The sequence below is a fragment of the Dyadobacter sp. CY323 genome (assembly GCF_021390245.1).
GTDB lineage: Bacteria > Bacteroidota > Bacteroidia > Cytophagales > Spirosomataceae > Dyadobacter.
The window spans coordinates 74,184-91,647 of sequence record NZ_JAJUXH010000009.1; the positions used below are offsets into that span (position 1 = coordinate 74,184).

Annotated in this window: 18 protein-coding genes; 6 read left to right on the forward strand and 12 right to left on the reverse strand. The window is 45.9% G+C overall.

Annotated features, from left to right (window positions below):
• Positions 1–3 precede the first annotated feature (3 nt).
• From LZG72_RS14675 to LZG72_RS14690, 4 genes are all read right to left on the reverse strand, one after another.
• On the reverse strand, positions 4–471 hold the full coding sequence (locus LZG72_RS14675; protein ID WP_233873605.1) for an RES family NAD+ phosphorylase: 468 nt from the start codon (positions 469–471) through the stop codon (positions 4–6).
• Complete coding sequence (locus tag LZG72_RS14680) at positions 468–902, reverse strand: hypothetical protein (RefSeq protein ID WP_233873608.1); 435 nt, start codon at positions 900–902, stop codon at positions 468–470. The genes LZG72_RS14675 and LZG72_RS14680 overlap by 4 nt, the downstream gene beginning before the upstream one ends.
• A 43-nt stretch (positions 903–945) precedes the next feature.
• Positions 946–2,088, reverse strand: coding sequence for a methionine aminotransferase (locus LZG72_RS14685; RefSeq protein ID WP_233873611.1), 1,143 nt, complete (start codon positions 2,086–2,088; stop codon positions 946–948).
• Between the two features lie 111 nt (positions 2,089–2,199).
• On the reverse strand, positions 2,200–2,817 hold the full coding sequence (locus tag LZG72_RS14690; protein WP_233873614.1) for a redoxin domain-containing protein: 618 nt from the start codon (positions 2,815–2,817) through the stop codon (positions 2,200–2,202).
• 159 nt (positions 2,818–2,976) lie between these two features.
• Between LZG72_RS14690 and LZG72_RS14695 the strand changes: the two genes are divergently transcribed.
• The gene (locus LZG72_RS14695) at positions 2,977–5,121 is read left to right on the forward strand and encodes a TIM-barrel domain-containing protein (RefSeq protein ID WP_233873617.1); all 2,145 of its coding nucleotides are present in this window, start codon (positions 2,977–2,979) and stop codon (positions 5,119–5,121) included.
• A 54-nt stretch (positions 5,122–5,175) separates the two neighbouring features.
• On the opposite strand, the gene LZG72_RS14700 is transcribed toward LZG72_RS14695, so the two are convergent.
• On the reverse strand, positions 5,176–6,216 hold the full coding sequence (locus tag LZG72_RS14700) for a LacI family DNA-binding transcriptional regulator (protein ID WP_233873620.1): 1,041 nt from the start codon (positions 6,214–6,216) through the stop codon (positions 5,176–5,178).
• 374 nt (positions 6,217–6,590) lie between these two features.
• Between LZG72_RS14700 and kduI the strand changes: the two genes are divergently transcribed.
• The 4 genes from kduI (at position 6,591) to LZG72_RS14720 (ending at position 9,824) form a co-directional block, all read left to right on the forward strand.
• A complete protein-coding gene (gene kduI, locus LZG72_RS14705; protein WP_233873624.1) occupies positions 6,591–7,421 on the forward strand; it encodes a 5-dehydro-4-deoxy-D-glucuronate isomerase in 831 nt (276 codons plus the stop codon).
• A gap of 10 nt (positions 7,422–7,431) precedes the next feature.
• On the forward strand, positions 7,432–7,776 hold the full coding sequence (locus tag LZG72_RS14710) for a cupin domain-containing protein (RefSeq protein ID WP_233873627.1): 345 nt from the start codon (positions 7,432–7,434) through the stop codon (positions 7,774–7,776).
• Between the two features lie 27 nt (positions 7,777–7,803).
• Positions 7,804–9,327: a tagaturonate reductase gene (locus tag LZG72_RS14715; protein ID WP_233873630.1), complete on the forward strand. Its 1,524-nt coding sequence runs from the start codon at positions 7,804–7,806 to the stop codon at positions 9,325–9,327.
• Positions 9,328–9,392: 65 nt separating this feature from the next.
• A complete protein-coding gene (locus LZG72_RS14720) occupies positions 9,393–9,824 on the forward strand; it encodes a nuclear transport factor 2 family protein (protein WP_233873633.1) in 432 nt (143 codons plus the stop codon).
• Between the two features lie 8 nt (positions 9,825–9,832).
• On the opposite strand, the gene LZG72_RS14725 is transcribed toward LZG72_RS14720, so the two are convergent.
• From LZG72_RS14725 to LZG72_RS14750, 6 genes are all read right to left on the reverse strand, one after another.
• Complete coding sequence (locus LZG72_RS14725; protein WP_233873636.1) at positions 9,833–10,384, reverse strand: hypothetical protein; 552 nt, start codon at positions 10,382–10,384, stop codon at positions 9,833–9,835.
• A gap of 121 nt (positions 10,385–10,505) precedes the next feature.
• Positions 10,506–10,907 carry a type II toxin-antitoxin system VapC family toxin gene (locus tag LZG72_RS14730; protein ID WP_233873639.1) on the reverse strand — a complete coding sequence of 134 codons (402 nt, stop codon included), beginning with the start codon at positions 10,905–10,907 and terminating at the stop codon, positions 10,506–10,508.
• Positions 10,892–11,128 (reverse strand): hypothetical protein, encoded by a 237-nt coding sequence (locus LZG72_RS14735; RefSeq protein WP_233873642.1) that lies wholly within the window; start codon positions 11,126–11,128, stop codon positions 10,892–10,894. Before LZG72_RS14735 ends, LZG72_RS14730 begins: the two co-directional genes overlap by 16 nt.
• Positions 11,129–11,188: 60 nt before the next feature.
• On the reverse strand, positions 11,189–12,403 hold the full coding sequence (locus LZG72_RS14740) for an acetyl-CoA carboxylase biotin carboxylase subunit family protein (protein ID WP_233873645.1): 1,215 nt from the start codon (positions 12,401–12,403) through the stop codon (positions 11,189–11,191).
• Between the two features lie 53 nt (positions 12,404–12,456).
• Entirely contained in the window at positions 12,457–13,851 is a 1,395-nt protein-coding gene (locus LZG72_RS14745; protein WP_233873648.1) for a M17 family metallopeptidase, read from the reverse strand.
• A 76-nt stretch (positions 13,852–13,927) separates the two neighbouring features.
• Positions 13,928–15,478, reverse strand: a complete 1,551-nt coding sequence (locus LZG72_RS14750) for a M20/M25/M40 family metallo-hydrolase (RefSeq protein ID WP_233873651.1) — start codon at positions 15,476–15,478, stop codon at positions 13,928–13,930.
• A 49-nt stretch (positions 15,479–15,527) separates the two neighbouring features.
• Here LZG72_RS14750 and LZG72_RS14755 point away from each other — a divergent pair, with 49 nt between their 5' ends.
• Entirely contained in the window at positions 15,528–16,436 is a 909-nt protein-coding gene (locus LZG72_RS14755; RefSeq protein ID WP_233873653.1) for a UbiA family prenyltransferase, read from the forward strand.
• Positions 16,437–16,438: 2 nt separating this feature from the next.
• Here the strand turns inward: LZG72_RS14755 and LZG72_RS14760 are convergent, their stop codons facing one another.
• On the reverse strand, positions 16,439–17,338 hold the full coding sequence (locus tag LZG72_RS14760) for an EamA family transporter (protein WP_233873656.1): 900 nt from the start codon (positions 17,336–17,338) through the stop codon (positions 16,439–16,441).
• Positions 17,339–17,464 lie beyond the last annotated feature (126 nt).

Consider the following 17,464-nt stretch of genomic DNA (forward strand, 5'->3'; position numbering starts at 1 on the left):
TAATCAGGAAATAAGCTTGCTGAGCAACCGAAAGTCCGTTGTGAAATCCGTTACTTTCAGGAACTTGATTTGATCAAATGCAGCCGCCCGCGGATTTAAAATCACATTCCGCTCCAAAGGAATTATCGCCGAGGGAACGGTGAATGCGATCACATCCGGATCGTTCAATACTTGTTCCCCAATGAACTGCGAATACGAAATATCGTCCGCCCAGGATTTTTTCAGAAGCTTTTCGTCGGTATTAAAAACAAGCGACGCAGTATCAGGAATTTCAATATGCATCAATGCAATCCGCTGCATATTTTCCTTATGCTCGGCGTGAACAAATTTTTCGAGCAATGCGAGAGAGATATGCTCGCTGGCATAAATACAAGCCAGTCCGACCGGATTCCATCTGCCACCAAAAAGCTTCGCGCCCGCGCCCGTCCGATCATCGATATACTGCTTTGCGGCGAGCCTGTAAACGATCATATGTAAACTCCGTGCTCAATGCGCCCGAGCTCATTGCAAATCAGTTTCACTCCCCAAAAAGATTTCAAGGTAGAAAAATCGTGCATTTCGCCCAGTACTTCACGTGGCTTTCGAAGCCATTCTTCCAAAGCTTTGGGAGTTGCAAAAACAGAAAGCCCCAGCTCAGCCATGTTTTCGAGCTGATAGAGGTGCTCGGCAAAAAGCCCCTCAAATGGCTTGTTATCTTTAAGGTAGCGCTGCAACGTACGATCGCTGATATGCAGGATATCAGCCCATTCAAGCTGGGTAAATAAAAGTTTTTGGGATAATGCCTGAAACTGATCAATGGGAAACAGATCGATCGTTTTGCGGGCCATGTACAAGACTTCCGGCTCGGCGGCAATCCGCATCGGCGTATTTGTTTCGGGCATCTGATAGTGTATGCTCTTCATAAAATCCGTATTTTGTCCCCCTAAGATACGACTTTTTTCGTGTTTACCAAGCTACTTTCCTCAACGCATCCGCCGCCCGCAAAAGTGTATCATCGTGTTTGGCAAAACAAAATCGCAAAGTCTTAAAATCGGTAGGCCGGTCGTAAAAGGAGGAAACAGGAATGGACGCCACGCCAGCTTCAATGGTCATCCGTTCGGCGAGGGAAAGGTCCTTTTCGTCAGACAAATTCGCGTAGGAAACATTCTGAAAAAAGCTGCCCTCCGTAGGTTTTATTCCAAAACCAATGTCATTGATCGCATCCAGAAAAATATCCCGCTTCCGCTCATAAAATGCAGATAAAGTCAGGTAATGCGCAGGTTCTGAGAGATATTCGGCTACTGCAAACTGAAACGGCGTCACCACGCTGAATACCAGAAACTGATGGATCTTGCGAAATTCAGCAGTCAATTCCTTTGGGGCCAGACAGTAGCCCAGTTTCCAGCCCGTCGTATGAAATGTTTTCCCAAATGAGCCGCAAAGAAAAGTGCGTGCAGCCAGCGAAGGAATGGAGGCTGTCGAAATATGCTCTCGCCCATCGAACACAATGTGCTCATACACTTCATCGCTGATCACAGTAAGATCGTATTCTTCCGCAAGTGTCGCCAGTTGCTTCAAATCGGACGATTTCCAAACATTTCCAGTCGGGTTATGCGGCGTATTCACGATAATAGCCCTCGTTTTTGGGCTGATCTTCGATTTTACATTTTCCCAATCAATCTCTTCATACTGCGGATCCAGCGTTACAAAAACCGGCACACCTCCATTCAGCTCAATGGCCGGAACGTAACTATCATACGCCGGCTCGAAAACAATGACCTCGTCCCCAGGATGCACCACCGTACTGATCGCCACATACAATGCCTCGGTAGCGCCGCTGGTTATTGTGATTTCCGATTCGGGATGATATTCATACGAGGTTGCGGTGCACACTTTTTGCGAAATCGCTTCCCGCAGTGCCATTACACCGGCCATCGGCGCATACTGATTTTTGCCAGCGCGGATGTATTTGTCGACCAACCCCTGCAATTCCGGGGAACAGTCAAATTCGGGGAATCCTTGTGCAAGATTGATCGCTTTGTGCTCTTCTGCGAGCCGGGACATTCTGGTAAAAATGGTCGTACCTACTTTAGGAAGTTTCGATTGCATCCGCGACTTATGAGAAAAAGAACCTGTTTTACATAAAAAAACCCGCATCAATGCCGGTTTGTCAAATATAAGCAATGACAGTCAGCAGATGCGGGTTTAGGATGGAAATCCCTATTTCCCCGATTTCCGGATATATACTTCTTTCAGAACAGACTTCACGTCCGGTGTATGGTCGAAATTCTCGTCCACGAATGCATACGCGATTCTTCTATCCTGCCCGATCACAAACAAAGATGGTGTAAAAACCTCCTCCGAAATGCCCGCAATGCGGTCCCAGATCGGTGACGTTTCAGAATAAACCCCGTACGATCGCGCCACATTATAATTTTTATCATGATAAATAGGCAGCTCTGTTTCCAGTTTCCGGCCAATCCGCTCGATTTCCTTTTGCGACTCATTGGTCAAAATCAGCAGCTGCCCGCCCAGCGCTTCCACCTGTGGCGCCAATTTTTCGATCATCGCCAGATGTTTGGGCGCGTAACTTCCCCAGCAATTACAATAGAAACTCAAAACAAGCGGCTTGAAATGGATCAGATCTATTACAGACCTGGAATCCCCCGATTGTGAAAACCCATTAATGGATGTCACCGGAAAACCGTCATCATTTCGCAGGTAAAACAAGGGCGCTAAATCGCCCGTTTTGAGAATTTCAACCGATTCATCTGTCACTTTCTGTTTCAGATTAAGCGTCGAAATGTTACCCGATTCATCTTCAATTTCGTAATACATGATTTGTCAGGGACTAATGCTCGAATTGTGTTTCTTTTCCAAAGCTAGCATTAATCTATCTACTCTACAAGATTAATAGACTTTATTTATCAAAATTATTTTTTAGTAACAAAATGGCTGTCGCAGCTTATAATTATCAAACTAAATTTTAAATGTCTCATGCACCCCGTTCTGAGAATCCTGTTTATACTGATTTTCGCATTTTTCTCACAGGCTATTTCTGCTCAAAATATCGAATGGAAGAAAATATATCCGGGTGTTTGGAAAGGAATTGCCGGCAAACCGGAAGCGTATGATCTGTTGAAAGCCGCAGATGTGCGCGCATCTTCCATCTTGCAGAAAATGGATAAGGCCGATTTCCCATTAAACAAAAACGACATTCATTTTCAACTCAATTCGGGAAAAAGTTACCTGCGCATTCCGCTTGAAAAGAACGAGCAGCTTTTTGGTTTTGGCTTAAATTTTCAGACCGTTCACCAGCGCGGGAAAATCATGCAGCTCCATGCCGATCATTATGGCAAGTCGGATAATGGCCGTACGCATGCGCCGGTGCCATTCTACATTTCCTCGCTCGGCTACGGTGTTTTCGTCAATTCAGCCCGGTATATCGATGTTTATGCCGGTTCGGGCGTACGAAAAGACAGCAAAAATCCACCAAAGATCATGGACCGGAACACCGACAAAGATTGGAGTGCCCACCCTTATTCGGATGCCGTCGAAATGCTGATTCCCGCCGAAGGTGTGGAAATATATGTTTTTGCCGGACCGAAGCCTGTCAACGTCATCGAGCGTTTCAATTTGCTGAGCGGTGGCGGATGTTTGCCTCCGCGCTGGGGACTTGGATTCACCCAGCGTGTCCACCGGCTTTACACCGACGAGCAGGTGAAAAAGGAAGCAAAAGCATTTGAAGAAAAAGGGTTTCCGCTGGATTTCATCGGATTGGAGCCGGGCTGGCAAAGCAAATCCTATCCCTGCACATTTGAATGGGACAAAGGCCGCTTTCCCGATCCTGCCCGGTTTGTAAAAGAAATGGATGCAATGGGAGTCAAAATAAATCTGTGGACCAATCCATATGTATCTCCCGACGCGTCCATTTACACAGCGATCCTACCCTATACCGGCTCCCATACCGTATGGAACGGCATTGTCCCCGATCTTTCGATGCCCCAGGCGGGTAAAATCCTTTTTAGCCAATGGGAAAAAGAACATGTGAAAATCGGTGTCAGCGGTTATAAAATTGATGAAGTCGACGGGTACGACTCCTACGTGTGGCCCGACGTGGCGACATTCCCATCCGGCCATGCTTCCGAGCAGATCCGCCAGACTTATGGATTATTGGTCCAAAAACAAAGCTTTGAAATGTTCCGGAAAAATAATTCCCGGACTTATGGATTAGTCCGGGCGTCTAATGCAGGCGGATCTTCCTTTCCATATGTGATCTATAATGACAATTACAGCCACGAGGATTTCATAACAGCATTAATAAACAGTGGCTACGCGGGTGTATTATGGACGCCGGAAGTACGAGCTTCCAAAACGGCCGAAGAATGGCTGAGACGCTTTCAAACCGTTTGTTTTTCACCTATGGCGATGATCAATGCGTGGTCGAGCGGTATGCAGCCGTGGACATTCCCGGAAGTTGCGCCGCAGATCAAAGCAGTCGCTGAGTTACGGATGCAAATGATGCCTTACTGGTACTCGGAATTTGCAAAATACCATTACAAAGGAACCCCTCCATTCCGCGGAATGAGCCTGGAAGAAGGTTTTGCATCCGATTTCAAAAAAGAAAAAACAGCGACGAACCTGGAAGAAAACCCGTACGAAGAAGCCATTACAAAAGAAGTAAAAGATCAATATATGGCCGGCGAGTTTTTGCTCGTGGCACCCTTATTTACCGGCCAGACAACCCGGAAAGTGATCTTGCCAAAAGGCAAATGGTTCGATTTCTACACAGGCAAGTTTGTCGGCGATGGCCAGGTCATTACCATTACCCCTGGTCTGGACCGCATTCCGGTTTATGTAAAAGACGGAGGAATCATCCCCATGATGCCGACCCGGCTGCATGCACCGAAACCGGGCGAAAAAGTGGATCTGGAAATCCGGCATTATGGCGAGAAAAACGGAAGTTATGCATTGTATGATGACGACGGCGTAACATTTGACTACGAAAAAGGGATTTTTTCCTGGCGGGAGATCAAAGTCGAAAAGCAGAAAAACGGGACTTTTAAAGGAAGTATTTCAAAAGAAGAAGCCGGGAAACCGAATACAGTCGGAAAGGTAACCTGGCGGTATATGACAAATTAAAACAGGCCGGTTGAGCAACGCCCCGTCAATTGGAAGACCTATCTTATTTGTTACTTAAATCTCCAGTGCCTGTTTTCCAACCGAAGATTCTCTCTTGATCAGTGACGTTTTTACAGAACGGGTTTCAAACACGTCGGTTTTTTGCGGATGCTCGATCAGCCGGATCAGTAACTCTACCGCCTGCTGACCCATGTCCAATGCAGGCTGCACGACCGCGGTCAGCGGCGGGTTGAGCAACTCGGCGACGCTGATATTTGTAAATCCTACGATCCCGATTTCTTCGGGAATCCTAATATTTCTTCTATTTAAAACAGATAAACAACCCGTTGTCAACCGGTCACTTGCCGTGAAAATCGCATCGGGCGGCTCAGACATATTCAGCAACTCCTCCACGGCCGCCTCGTTTTCCGCCACCATTTTTCCACCATATAAACAGTATTTGACATAATCTTCATCAAACGGAAGCCCGAAATCTTCCAAAGCTTTTTTATATCCTGCCAGTCGCTCGCTCGTAATGGACAAATAAATGGGGCTGGTGAGGTGCGCAATGCGTTTTTTTCCGGTGCTTATCAAATGGGCGGTAGCCTCGTAGCTGCCTGCGAAATTATCGGCAACCACTTTATGGGTTTCTATTTCTTTCGGTACACGGTCGAGAAACACAATGGGCAGCCCCTTTTCCATTAACTCCTGAAAATGGTCCAGATTGGTTGTCAAGCTGCCTAATGAGACCAGTAAACCGTCTACTTTTCTGGAAACGAGATAATTAGTATTTGCTACCTCCCGTTCATACGAATCGTGACTTTGAAATATAACTACATGATAACCAAGATTGTAAGCAATGGACTCAATCCCATTAATGAGCTGAGAGAAAAAATGATTTGCAATCTCAGGAATGATCACGCCGATGGATTTGCTTTTGCTATCCTTCAAACTTAATGCGATCGGATTGGGCCGGTAGTTCATCCGCTCGGCATATTCCATCACCAACCTCTTCGTTTCGGGATTGATCTCGTAGCTGTTTCTCAATGCCCGCGACACGGTGGATGTCGAGAGATTCAATGCTTTGGCAATATCCTTTATCGTAATTGCTTCCAAGGAAAAATTGGTTTATTCCAACTTATGATTCGAGAATAATTTCTGATTGTCCGAACTATTCGGTCCTGCGGCTGGCTTCGGGGAGACTATTTCTTACAATATCAGAAAGAAAACTCGTTCTTTTCGTCTACTGACAACGTTCCCGAGAACGATTGCACAAATAAAGACAATTTGATATTTGATATTTCTAATTATTCAGTCTAAACTAGGTTGTGTGTTGGCTCTTTCAGAAACGACGCTAAATATTAACATCACCCCGAAAAAGACAAATCAGAATCCCATATGAATTTACCCAACGTATGCGATATGAAAGAAAAAAATGCGGTTGCGCCATTAAAATGACTAAATAGTAAGCTTAACTAAACCCCAACTACATGCAGATCCGATTTGAGAGCAGCCCCGGCGAGGTTTCCCGGATGAATACCGAACTATTGCGCGAGAATTTTTTGATTCAGGAGATTTTTCAAAACGACCAGGTCCATTTTGTCTACACACATTACGACCGCATGATGATCGGCGGCGCAGTTCCCGTAAACCAGGTCCTGAAACTGGAAACTTATGGTCCGCTTAAATCGGAATATCTGCTGGAAAGACGCGAGATCGGGATCATCAATATTGGCGGCGAGGGGCTTATCGAAGCGGATGGCGAATCGTACCAGATGAACAGGTTAAGCTGTTTTTATGCGGGAAAGGAAACCAAAGAAGTAACGCTGGCCAGTGCCGACCCAGGTAACCCCGCAGTATTTTATATGCTTTCGGCACCGGCACATCAGAAGTACCCGACGCGGTTATTCACCAAAGAAGATGCGTCGCCGGTTACAGTAGGAAGTGCGGAAACATCCAACCACCGCACCATTTACAAATACATTCACATGCAGGGCATTCAGAGTTCACAGCTTGTAATGGGACTGACGGTTTTGCAAGTTGGCAGCGTATGGAACACCATGCCAGCCCACGTGCACGACCGCCGTATGGAAGCCTACTGTTATTTCGATCTGCCGGAAGGTCAGCGGGTTTTACATATCATGGGCGAACCAACAGAAACCAGGCATCTCTGGGTTGCTGACAAACAAGCTGTTATATCACCGCCGTGGTCGTTGCATTCAGGCTCCGGCACTTCCAACTACTCCTTTATCTGGGGTATGGCCGGCGAAAATAAAGATTACACAGACATGGACGCAGTGGCAATCACTGACCTTAAATAGTAGCATTGTAATGAAGGATTTGACAGAGAAGCAATTTATCTCCGACGCAGAAATTCCGTGGGAAGACCTGGGAGGTGGGCTAAAACGCAAGATCATGGGCTACGATGCAAACCTCATGATGGTCAAAGTGGCGTTTGAGGCGGGCGGAATCGGCGTGCTCCACAGCCATTACCATACGCAAATGAGCTATGTCGAAAGCGGTGTTTTTGAAATAACCATTGGAGAAAAAAAGGTGGTATTACAAAAAGGAGATGCTTACCATATTCCGCCAAACGTAGTTCACGGTGCATTATGCATGGAAGCTGGAACGCTCGTCGATATTTTCAATCCGATGCGTGAAGATTTTGTGAAATAGGTTTTACTAAATATTAAATGATCTGAAATGGGGCGTCTTTTCCGCGAGAATCTTCGTCAGCTACGAAGCCAGCCCTCGCTCGTAGTCCCCGACGATTCCGTTTTCCAGCTACCCGAAAAGGTACTGCAGTTTGGTACGGGCGCATTTTTGCGCGGTCTCGCCGATTATTTTATCGATAAGGCAAATCGTCAGGGTGTTTTTAATGGACGGATTGTGGTTGTAAAATCCACCGACGATGGCGATCTGAAAGCGTTTGACCAGCAGGATAACCTGTATACCATTTGTACAAGGGGCATTGATAATGGTGAAGTAAAAGAAGAAAACATCATCTCCTCGGCGATAAGCCGTGTTTTATATGCAAAAACACAATGGTCTCTCGTGCTCGATCTTGCCAAAAATCCGTCCGTGAGCATCGTCATTTCCAATACAACTGAGATCGGTATCAGACTTGTCCAGGATGATATTTATCAATGGCCTCCCGTTTCCTTTCCCGGAAAACTGCTTGCGTTTTTATATGCCCGTTACGTCGCATTTGGCGGTAACGCCGACTACGGCGTGGTTATTATCCCAACCGAACTGATCACCGATAACGGCAAAAAACTGGAATCGATCGTGCTGGAACTGGCACATCGGAACGGGCTCGAAGCTGCATTTATCGATTGGATCGAACAGTCTAATTTTTTCTGTAACTCACTGGTCGACCGCATTGTTCCGGGCAAACCCGAGCTGGCCATGCAGAAGGAATATGAAGATGAGCTCGGTTACCGCGATGAGCTGCTGATCACCACCGAACCTTACCATTTGTGGGCAATTGAGGGCGATGAAAAGATCCGTCAGAAATTACCATTTTTTGGGATTGATGAAGGTTTGGTCATCGAGCCGGACATTGAGCTGTATCGCGAGCTAAAACTCCGGCTTTTGAATGGCGCGCATACCCTGGGTTGCGGGCTGGCACATTTATGCGGCTTCAAAACGGTTGCCGAAGCAATGGAAGATGTGAGTTTCGCAACCTATCTCAGCAATTTAATGGAGTCGGAAATCGGGCCTGCCATTCCCTATCCGGTCGAGGAAGATGTTGCGCTGAATTTCACAAAAAAAGTGCTAGAAAGATTTCGTAACCCGTATATCAGGCACAAATGGCTCAACATTTCCCAGAATTATTCCGCCAAAATCCTGTCACGGGTAATCCCTGTTTTCCTGAATTATGAAAAAAAGCGAGAAGCATTGCCCGACCACATGGTTTTTGGTCTGGCCGTATATATTTTTTACATGAAGGCAGTAAAGAAAGACGGAGATAATTACTATGGTCTCGCGAATGGAGCTCACTACCTGATCCAGGATCAGAAAGCAGCTTACTTTCATCAGAAATGGCAGATAACCTCGCTGAATGACATGGTTCGGACTATTTTGAAAGAACAATCGATCTGGGGAAAGGATTTTCCTAAAAACGAGGCATTGGTATCCTCACTGGCTTTTCATCTGCATGCGGTCAAACAAATCGGTGCAATGGCAGCACTCAAAGTATTTCTCGAAAAAGGCGAATATGCCTGACCAGTAAGCCCGGCGCGTTTAAAGCTTTATTTGGTGTATAAAAACATTCCATTCACGTATTTGAAATGATGAAAAAACTATTGTTCATCGCATTGCTGCTAGCCGGAAATTGCTGCGCATTTGCTCAGGAAGATGAAAAATCGGTGGCGACTGCGGTGGAAAAACTTCGTGTTGCCCTGATGGATGCCAATGAAGCTGAATTGAGCAAACTGACTTCTCCATTACTCACTTACGGACATTCAAATGGCCTTTTAGAAAACAAAAAAGCGTTTATCGAAGCCCTCGTGAGTGGGACTGCCAACTTTGAAAAGATTGAACTTTCGGAGCAAACGATCTCCATTTCCGGTGACGTGGCATTGGTGCGCCACAAGCTTTCAGGCGAAACGCACAACAAAGGAAAAGATCCCGCGCCGATCAATATCCGTGTACTGCTGGTCTGGCAAAAAACGAAAGGACAATGGCTCCTGCTTGCACGGCAGGCATTTAAGATCCCCTGAAAAAATGGCTATTTCTCGTCATAAACTTTCAACGGTCCTTTGAAAAAGCCATTGATGTGTTTCCCCGTATCCTCAACGCAATCGAACGTAATGCGGTAATCCGTCTTCTCTTTTTTTACAGTGACCGTCCCCGCGATCATGACATGGGCAACCTGGTTTCGTAACACGAAATTGGCGTTAAATACCGCATACGAATAGACAAAACTTCCCGACTCAAACGGCCCGTTCGAGAAGTCAAAGGTATATTCACCTTCCGCCAGCTCACCGATTCCGGCGGTAAAAAGACGAAAGAAAATAGCATGACCGGTACCGTAAACTGAATCAATTTTACCTGCCTTTTCGCGAATAACTACGTCGGGTGAAGAAAGAAATAGTTCCTGGTAACTGCCTTCATGCGGCGGATACCTCCCATAATCCAGCAACACTGCATTCGACAGGTCATAATCAGAGCCATCGTAGCTTATCGTACTTTTAGGCACAACTTCCTTATCGTCTTTACAACCAATCAGCAAGACAGACATCAGCAAAATCGCTGACAAATAGTTCGTAAAGACTTTCATGCGATCGATTGTTAGGTTAAAAAGGGAACGTAAAAATCCAAACACAAAAAACACCCGGGCTGTATGCGTATAACTCGTACAACCCTGGTGTTTTGGAAATATAATTTGTCTTACGTATCGCTCATTTAAAATCCAAATCGACGAGCGACAATCCTGCTATTCTTTCAAAATGTTTTCGATTTAATGTGGCAAGCTTGTAGCCATGGGCAATCGCAGTTGATCCGATTAAAATGTCAGGGATCTCAATAAGTTTACTCGCTGTTTTGAGTTGCTTAAATACTTGAATTGCGATAATATTTACCGCCTTGTCAAAAGGAAGTACTTCCACAGTATTAAAAAATGGCTCCCAAAAAATCTCTTTGTCTTCCTTACTGCCTATTAATTTTTCGTATTCAGTTAACACTGACACTGCAAAGACATTATATCTGGTGGTCAGATTATAAAAATATGATTTTGTTTTATCCTTCTTTCTGTAAAAGTCAATTAACACCGAAGAATCCAGACAGATTATTTCTTCCACCATGCATTCATCAGTTTCCTGTTATTTTTAAACTCATCTAACTGATCGTCAGTCATTACTGGCCCTGACAATAGAAATTTTTGAAACTGAGAAATTTGTTTTTCAGCCTTCTCTTTTATAAAACCTGTATTCAGATCTGATTTCAATTGTATGATTTTAGCCGCAGGCAACTGCCTGGCCAACTTTAATATTTGTTCATATTCAATGTGTACTGTCAATTCCATATTTTTAAAGAATTAAACCACCAATATAGCAAAACATTACAAGACACATAAAGTACAAATCTAATGCGTGGGCCGGTCCGGTGCCGGGGCGGATGCGTGGTATTCGTTCTGAATGATATCGGCGTAATTATCAAGAAGTTCGATTACTTTTTCGCGGGATTTGGAACGTACTACCAGACCAACATGATAAGGCTCCTCCATTCTCCACACAATTTCAGGGTCATTAAAAACCGACATATCCGGCCATTCCTGGCGGGTAAGTGAAATGATTATGCCTGAATAATCTTTACGTACCGGCGGGAGCTTGTAATTTTCACCTTTTGCCTCCGCCGTTTCCATTTTCGCCCATTCTTTCCAAAGGTTAATGCCTGAAGAAGCCTCGACCATTTCAGACAGATTCGCACCTCCTACCCGCGAGGAAGTCTCGAGAAAATAGTATTTCCCATCGTCATGGCAGCGGATCACCTCCGTATGCGACGCGCTGTGTCTTAACCCGAAAGCTTTAAGAAGATCTACGGCAAGCGTTTCCAATGCATGGTCTTCCGAAGAGTCAAATGGCACGGTCACCGACCTGAATATGCCCCCACCGTGCGCCACGTCAAACGGTGGCGCCAGGTACTTGCTGCTCCACGAGAAAATCACCCGCCCATTATAAGAAATCGAATCGACGTGGTAGACGTTTCCCGGCTTGTACTGCTCGATCAGATAAGCATGTCTTCTATCGCCCAGGCCGTGAATGGTTTCCCACAATTCCGTGGCATCATGCATTTTCTTGATCCCCGTGGCGGAAGCTTCCGACCGCGGTTTGATCATCCACGGGCCAGGATATTTTTCAATAAACTGATTAATCTGATCGTCATTGAACAAAGCTGAAAATCCCGGGACCAAAATCCCCGATTCGGCCGCCTTTGTACGCATAGCCAGCTTGTCACGGAAATAGCGTCCGGTCGTTTGTCCCATCCCCGGAATGCGGAAATATTCACGGATATGCGCGGCCTTTTCCACATCAAAATCGTCCAGCGCTACTACCCGGTCAATGGGCCTCGTGCGCATGACATACGCCAGACCATTGATGATTTCCTTCATGTTATAAGTTCCGTCCTCTCCCTCCTCTACATAAAAAATTTCATCGACCGATTCTCTGGCCCATGGTTTGTGTTCCAGCTTCTTGGCGGTGATCAGAAACACCTTGTTGCCCGCCTCTTTACAGGCTCTCAAAAAGTCGTTACCCTTGAAGTATGTAGAGATGCAAAGAAAAGTCAGAGTTCGCGCCATAAAAAAAGCGTTTGGTGGAAAGTAGCTAGGGTAAATCTAGCAAAAAGAAGCAATTACGCAAGTGAAGCATTAGACAAATAATGATACAATAACCTGATTCCGTAGGCTGTACCGGCGCGTCCGGGAGCGAATTCTGTGTCTCCAAATGCAGTTCCCGCGATGTCGAGATGCGCCCACGCAGAATGCCCGTCGGTGAAGACTTCCAGAAATTTCGCGGCGACGATGGCGCCCGCCAGAGGCTTTCCATGGTAGTTTTTCAGATCAGCGATATCCGATGAAATTTCTTCTTTGTATTCATCCCAAATTGGCAAACGCCATAGCCTCTCGCCCGTTTTTTCACCAGATTTCGATAATGCGTCTGCGAGCTGATCATTTGCCGTAAACAATCCCGCGGCTTCATAACCCAACGTCTGGATCACACTTCCCGTCAATGTTGCGAGGTCGATGATCACGTCCGGCTTAAACTCTTTCCCGGCATAACTCAATCCATCCGCCAGGATCAGCCTTCCTTCGGCGTCCGTATCGATCACTTCGATGGTTTTTCCGGAGTAAGATTGAATCACGTCGCCCGGTTTTGTGGAAGATCCGTCGACGCAATTTTCGGTGGATGGAATGACGCCGATCAACCGTACCGGCAGTTTCAATTGCGCAGCCAGTTCAATCGTCCCCAAAACCGCCGCAGCGCCGCCCATATCGCTTTTCATCAAATGCATATTGGCCGACGTTTTGATCGAAATCCCACCCGTATCGAAGGTTACCCCCTTTCCAACCAATGCGACCGTCTGCTGATACGATTCGGGCTGATAGTCCATCACGATCATCACCGGCGGAACATCGCTGCCTTTATTCACCGACAACAATGCATGCATTCCAAGTTCTTCCAGCTTTGCTTTATCCAAAATCTGAACACCGAAACCATTCACTTCTCCTGATTTCACCGCCCAATCGGCCAGTACCTGCGGCGTTTTATAATTTCCGGGCGCATTCATCAGATCCATGATCCGCATTTGCACCGATGCCGTTTTCTGGGCTTTTTCCAAACTGTTACCCAGGTTGAAATTCGCGTCCGTCAGAATGGAAAGTGTTCCATCCGAAAAGAAGGTACTCACAGGTTTTGGGTCGGTTTTGTATAACTGAATGTTGTAGCCGCCAAGCAAAATCCCATTGACCGCATGCTCGACCCATTCGGCGCTCCGGTTTTTGCTATCGAGAATAATCTGACCTGGCCAGCGGTCCTTTCGTTTAAAAAACAATGATCTGAAAATCCGGATGATCGCCGGCAGCTTCGGCTCTTTTCCCAGGCCCACCCATAATTCCCTGGAAGAAAACCACCATAACTCCCCTTTTTCTGCTTTGAACATCGTCTGATTTTCGGGCTCTGATCCTGACTCAAAAGATTTGATCAGTAATGTATCTTCGTTCGCGTCGAGTATTTGCCGGATTTGCATTGGTTTCAATTTTGGGGTAAATAAAAAAAGCAAAGACAAGTTAAGTCTTTGCTTTCAAATAAAAATAGATCTGATTTTAGTCCAGTCCGCCTTTTCTGGTCGCCTTTCTCTGCTCTGGCCACGCGCCTGGTTTCCCTGCTGCATTGAGTGGCAAAACGATTTTGTCACGCGATGTTTTCGCGGGGTCCTCACTGGCCTGATACGCCATGATCGCCGCCAGGATCGCATTGCTGCGCACGTCGTCAAAAACGATTTTATCGTATGTATCGCGGTTTGTGTGCCAGGTATAAGTTCCGTAAGACCAGTTTAAAGAACTTAATGAAAATGCGGGCGCGCCGGCTGCCACAAAAGAAGCAAAGTCAGAACCGCCACCGCCCGGAGATCCGGGAAAGTTCGTCACAATGGGTGATTTGATATCTTCCGGCACTTTCGATAACCAGCGACCGAGGTAATCATACGAATTCAAAAAACCCTGGCCCGCAAGACTTACCGTTCTTCCGGTACCATTGTCCTGATTGAAAAGCGCCTGAATGTTCTGAACTATCTCGGGATGATCTTCAACAAATGCCCTGGAACCATTCAAACCCTGCTCCTCGCTTCCCCAATGTCCCACCAGGATCGTTCTTTTGGGATTTGGATAAACCTTTTTCAGAATGCGCATTGCTTCCATCATCACGATCGTTCCGGTACCATTGTCCGTGGCGCCCGAGCCACCGTCCCACGAATCGAAATGCGCGGAAAGGATCACATATTCGTTTGGCTTTTCAGTACCCTTTATTTCTCCTATTGTATTGAATGTCTGGCTAATACCTGTTTCTTTCGCATCCGCCCGCACGCTGATCTTAGGTGTGTGCCCCGATTCCGCCAGACGATATAGCAACCCATAATCTTCCAGCGAAATATCAACAGTCGGAACTGTTTTGGTATAAGCTCCGAAAATTTTGTTAGCCCCAAAACCTTTTGACCAATAAGACATGACTACTCCTGCAGCACCAGCCTTTTCCAATGCAACTGGCAATGTGCGCGTGCCATAGCCGGTTTTTCTCAGCCGGTTCGTCCACGCTTCTGTTTGCTCGTCGCGCAATTTTTTCATTTTGTCAAAAGACTCTTTCGTCGCGAATTCCTGCCAGTTGTAATCCGGTCGGCCGGTAGGCTGGTTCATGCTGATCATCACAAACTTGCCTTTTACCGAGGGAAGCCATTTCTGGAATGCAACCGAATCCGCCACATCGGGAAGGATGATTACATCAGCCGTAACGGTTTTGCCACCTGTTCCCGGGCTCCACGCCAGCTGCATGCCTTCGAGCGATTTCACGCGCGGGGCAACCATATCGATGTGCGACACGCCGCGTTCCCAGCCGCGCCATTCACCCCACTTTTCGTTTTTTGCAGTAATATTCCAGCCTTTATATTTCGCCACAGCCCATTCGTGCGCCTGCATCATCTGCGGAGAACCTACCAGACGCGGCCCGATCACGTCCATTAATTCGTGTGCGAGCTTTTCCAATTGTGAATTTTCCGTTGCTTCTTTAACGATGTTTTCAACAACCGGATCTTTGGGTTGTGCAAAAACAGTATTTCCCCCGAGCAATAAAACGAGGATAGTGAATGAGAAAATGTTTTTCATGAAATTGTTAGTTGATCAATTATTGACAAAACTAATGTAGGAAAATGACGTGGGAAAGCGGATCGTAGCATTCTTGTTTTTTGCCAATTACTTTGTCGGCTTTCTGGCAGTTGCATTGTCGGTGGAAACTGTTTTTCAACTCGGCCTGCCGCGTAATTCTTTTGCCTACTACATTTTGTTATTTTCAGCCACCGTCTTTTACTACACATTCGCTTATTCCGTGCCTGAAACGCAGCTCGTTTCCGACAATCCGCGAACCGAATGGTACCGGCAGCACGCGCGGTTTATCCGGAAAAGTCAGCTTGTATTTCTCGGGATCTGTGCATTGAGTGGATGCTGGATCCTGCAAAAAAACTTTGCCCGGATCGTTGAACTGCCTTTTTACTATTGGCTCCTGCTCATTCTCATTCCACTGGCGGCCCTTCTTTACTATGGACTTACCCCGGAATCTTTTTTTAGAATAAACCTCCGGCGCACCGGCTGGTGGAAAGCATTCGTGATTGGTTTTGTATGGGCGGGATGTGTGAACCTGTTCCCGATCACAATGCTCCGGATCGAGCACGATATCAGCATTCAGGAGCCTGCATTAATGCTTTGGTTATTTATGAAAAACTGGATGTTTTGTACCGTCAATGCGATTATGTTCGACATCAAGGATTACGAAGACGACGCGAACATCGAACTGAAAACCTTTGCAGTACGGTTTGGACTTACCCATACTATTTTTCGCATTCTCGTTCCTTTGCTTCTCACCGGTCTCACGGCCTTTTTGATTTTCGCATTTAACCGTGGTTTCAGTCTTCCAACGATCTTGCTGAATCTCGTTCCATTCATCTGCCTGCTGATCGTCGCATTTCAGCTGCAGCGGCCCCGGAAAATCCTTTATTACCTGATTGTAATCGACGGGCTTTTGCTTGTAAAAGCCGCTAGCGGGATTGTGGGAAGCTTTTTTAACTAATACTACCCGATTGCAGTGCGGCTTCTTCCAAAAATAAACCGTTCGTTAAACACCACAATGGAAAGCAGGATCAGCGAATAGGCTGTGATCTGGATCGCATTGATCGGTTCGTGGAAATAGGTAAGTGCGATGATGAAATTCATTAATGGATTGATATACAGCAAAATACCCATTGTCGAAGAGGTGACTCTCTGCAATGCATAGAGATTCATAAAAAGCGGAATGATCGTAAAAAGTACCGCGATCAGGAAAATCATTGCGTAAAAGGAAAATTCAACCGGAATTGCGGCGCTGTATTTTGGGTAAAACGGTAACAGTATCAATGCGGAAAATAGGATCTGAACGGTCAGTATCAGAAATTTATCGAAACCGAAATTCTTCCGCTGACTCACGAGGTATAATGCGTAAGAAGCCGCAACAATGAGACTATATGCAATATCCGCGAGGTTATTGAACGACAATAAAAGACAACTCAGCACACTCATTAAAACCGCCGTCCACTGCCATTTGCTCAGCTTTTCACTCAAAACAAAATACGCGATAACGGTCGTCATGATCGGGCAGACCAGGTATGCGAACGAAGCTGCTTTTACACTGATGTGGTTCATTACATAAATAAAGAAAAACCAGTTTGCCGTCAGTAAAATCCCCCCACTCAATGTGAGTAATGCAACTCTTGTCCTCTGACTTGCCGGCATTGCCCTGAACGTCCTGATATTTTCCTTCAAGACCTTCGTTCTCGCAAATAAGCTGATCACCAGCATAATAACCGCGCATAGAAACACACGATAGAATAAGATATCGAGTGACGGATACGCTTTTAGTGGTTTTAATGCAAGGCTAAAAAATCCCCAGATAACGAATGATACAAATGCGGCCAGATAGTATTTTGAAAATTTCATCGCGGTAAGACTTTGTCTTCAAAATTAAGTTTTTATCCACTCACAATCTTTTAGTTATTGGTAAAATCCATGTCTTGCAATCCTTTATACCATTCGTTATAAAACCATTTGGTATAGTGCCAGGTT

What these genes read in the sequence shown, in the direction of transcription:
- LZG72_RS14695 (WP_233873617.1), top strand. Translation starts at nt 2,977, where the DNA reads ATGCACCCCGTTCTGAGAATCCTGTTTATACTGATTTTCGCATTTTTC.
- LZG72_RS14725 (WP_233873636.1), bottom strand. Translation starts at nt 10,384, where the DNA reads ATGAAAGTCTTTACGAACTATTTGTCAGCGATTTTGCTGATGTCTGTC.
- LZG72_RS14685 (WP_233873611.1), bottom strand. Translation starts at nt 2,088, where the DNA reads ATGCAATCGAAACTTCCTAAAGTAGGTACGACCATTTTTACCAGAATG.
- LZG72_RS14720 (WP_233873633.1), top strand. Translation starts at nt 9,393, where the DNA reads ATGATGAAAAAACTATTGTTCATCGCATTGCTGCTAGCCGGAAATTGC.
- LZG72_RS14740 (WP_233873645.1), bottom strand. Translation starts at nt 12,403, where the DNA reads ATGGCGCGAACTCTGACTTTTCTTTGCATCTCTACATACTTCAAGGGT.
- LZG72_RS14735 (WP_233873642.1), bottom strand. Translation starts at nt 11,128, where the DNA reads ATGGAATTGACAGTACACATTGAATATGAACAAATATTAAAGTTGGCC.
- LZG72_RS14730 (WP_233873639.1), bottom strand. Translation starts at nt 10,907, where the DNA reads ATGGTGGAAGAAATAATCTGTCTGGATTCTTCGGTGTTAATTGACTTT.
- kduI (WP_233873624.1), top strand. Translation starts at nt 6,591, where the DNA reads ATGCAGATCCGATTTGAGAGCAGCCCCGGCGAGGTTTCCCGGATGAAT.
- LZG72_RS14715 (WP_233873630.1), top strand. Translation starts at nt 7,804, where the DNA reads ATGGGGCGTCTTTTCCGCGAGAATCTTCGTCAGCTACGAAGCCAGCCC.
- LZG72_RS14760 (WP_233873656.1), bottom strand. Translation starts at nt 17,338, where the DNA reads ATGAAATTTTCAAAATACTATCTGGCCGCATTTGTATCATTCGTTATC.
- LZG72_RS14690 (WP_233873614.1), bottom strand. Translation starts at nt 2,817, where the DNA reads ATGTATTACGAAATTGAAGATGAATCGGGTAACATTTCGACGCTTAAT.
- LZG72_RS14750 (WP_233873651.1), bottom strand. Translation starts at nt 15,478, where the DNA reads ATGAAAAACATTTTCTCATTCACTATCCTCGTTTTATTGCTCGGGGGA.
- LZG72_RS14745 (WP_233873648.1), bottom strand. Translation starts at nt 13,851, where the DNA reads ATGCAAATCCGGCAAATACTCGACGCGAACGAAGATACATTACTGATC.
- LZG72_RS14710 (WP_233873627.1), top strand. Translation starts at nt 7,432, where the DNA reads ATGAAGGATTTGACAGAGAAGCAATTTATCTCCGACGCAGAAATTCCG.
- LZG72_RS14675 (WP_233873605.1), bottom strand. Translation starts at nt 471, where the DNA reads ATGATCGTTTACAGGCTCGCCGCAAAGCAGTATATCGATGATCGGACG.
- LZG72_RS14680 (WP_233873608.1), bottom strand. Translation starts at nt 902, where the DNA reads ATGAAGAGCATACACTATCAGATGCCCGAAACAAATACGCCGATGCGG.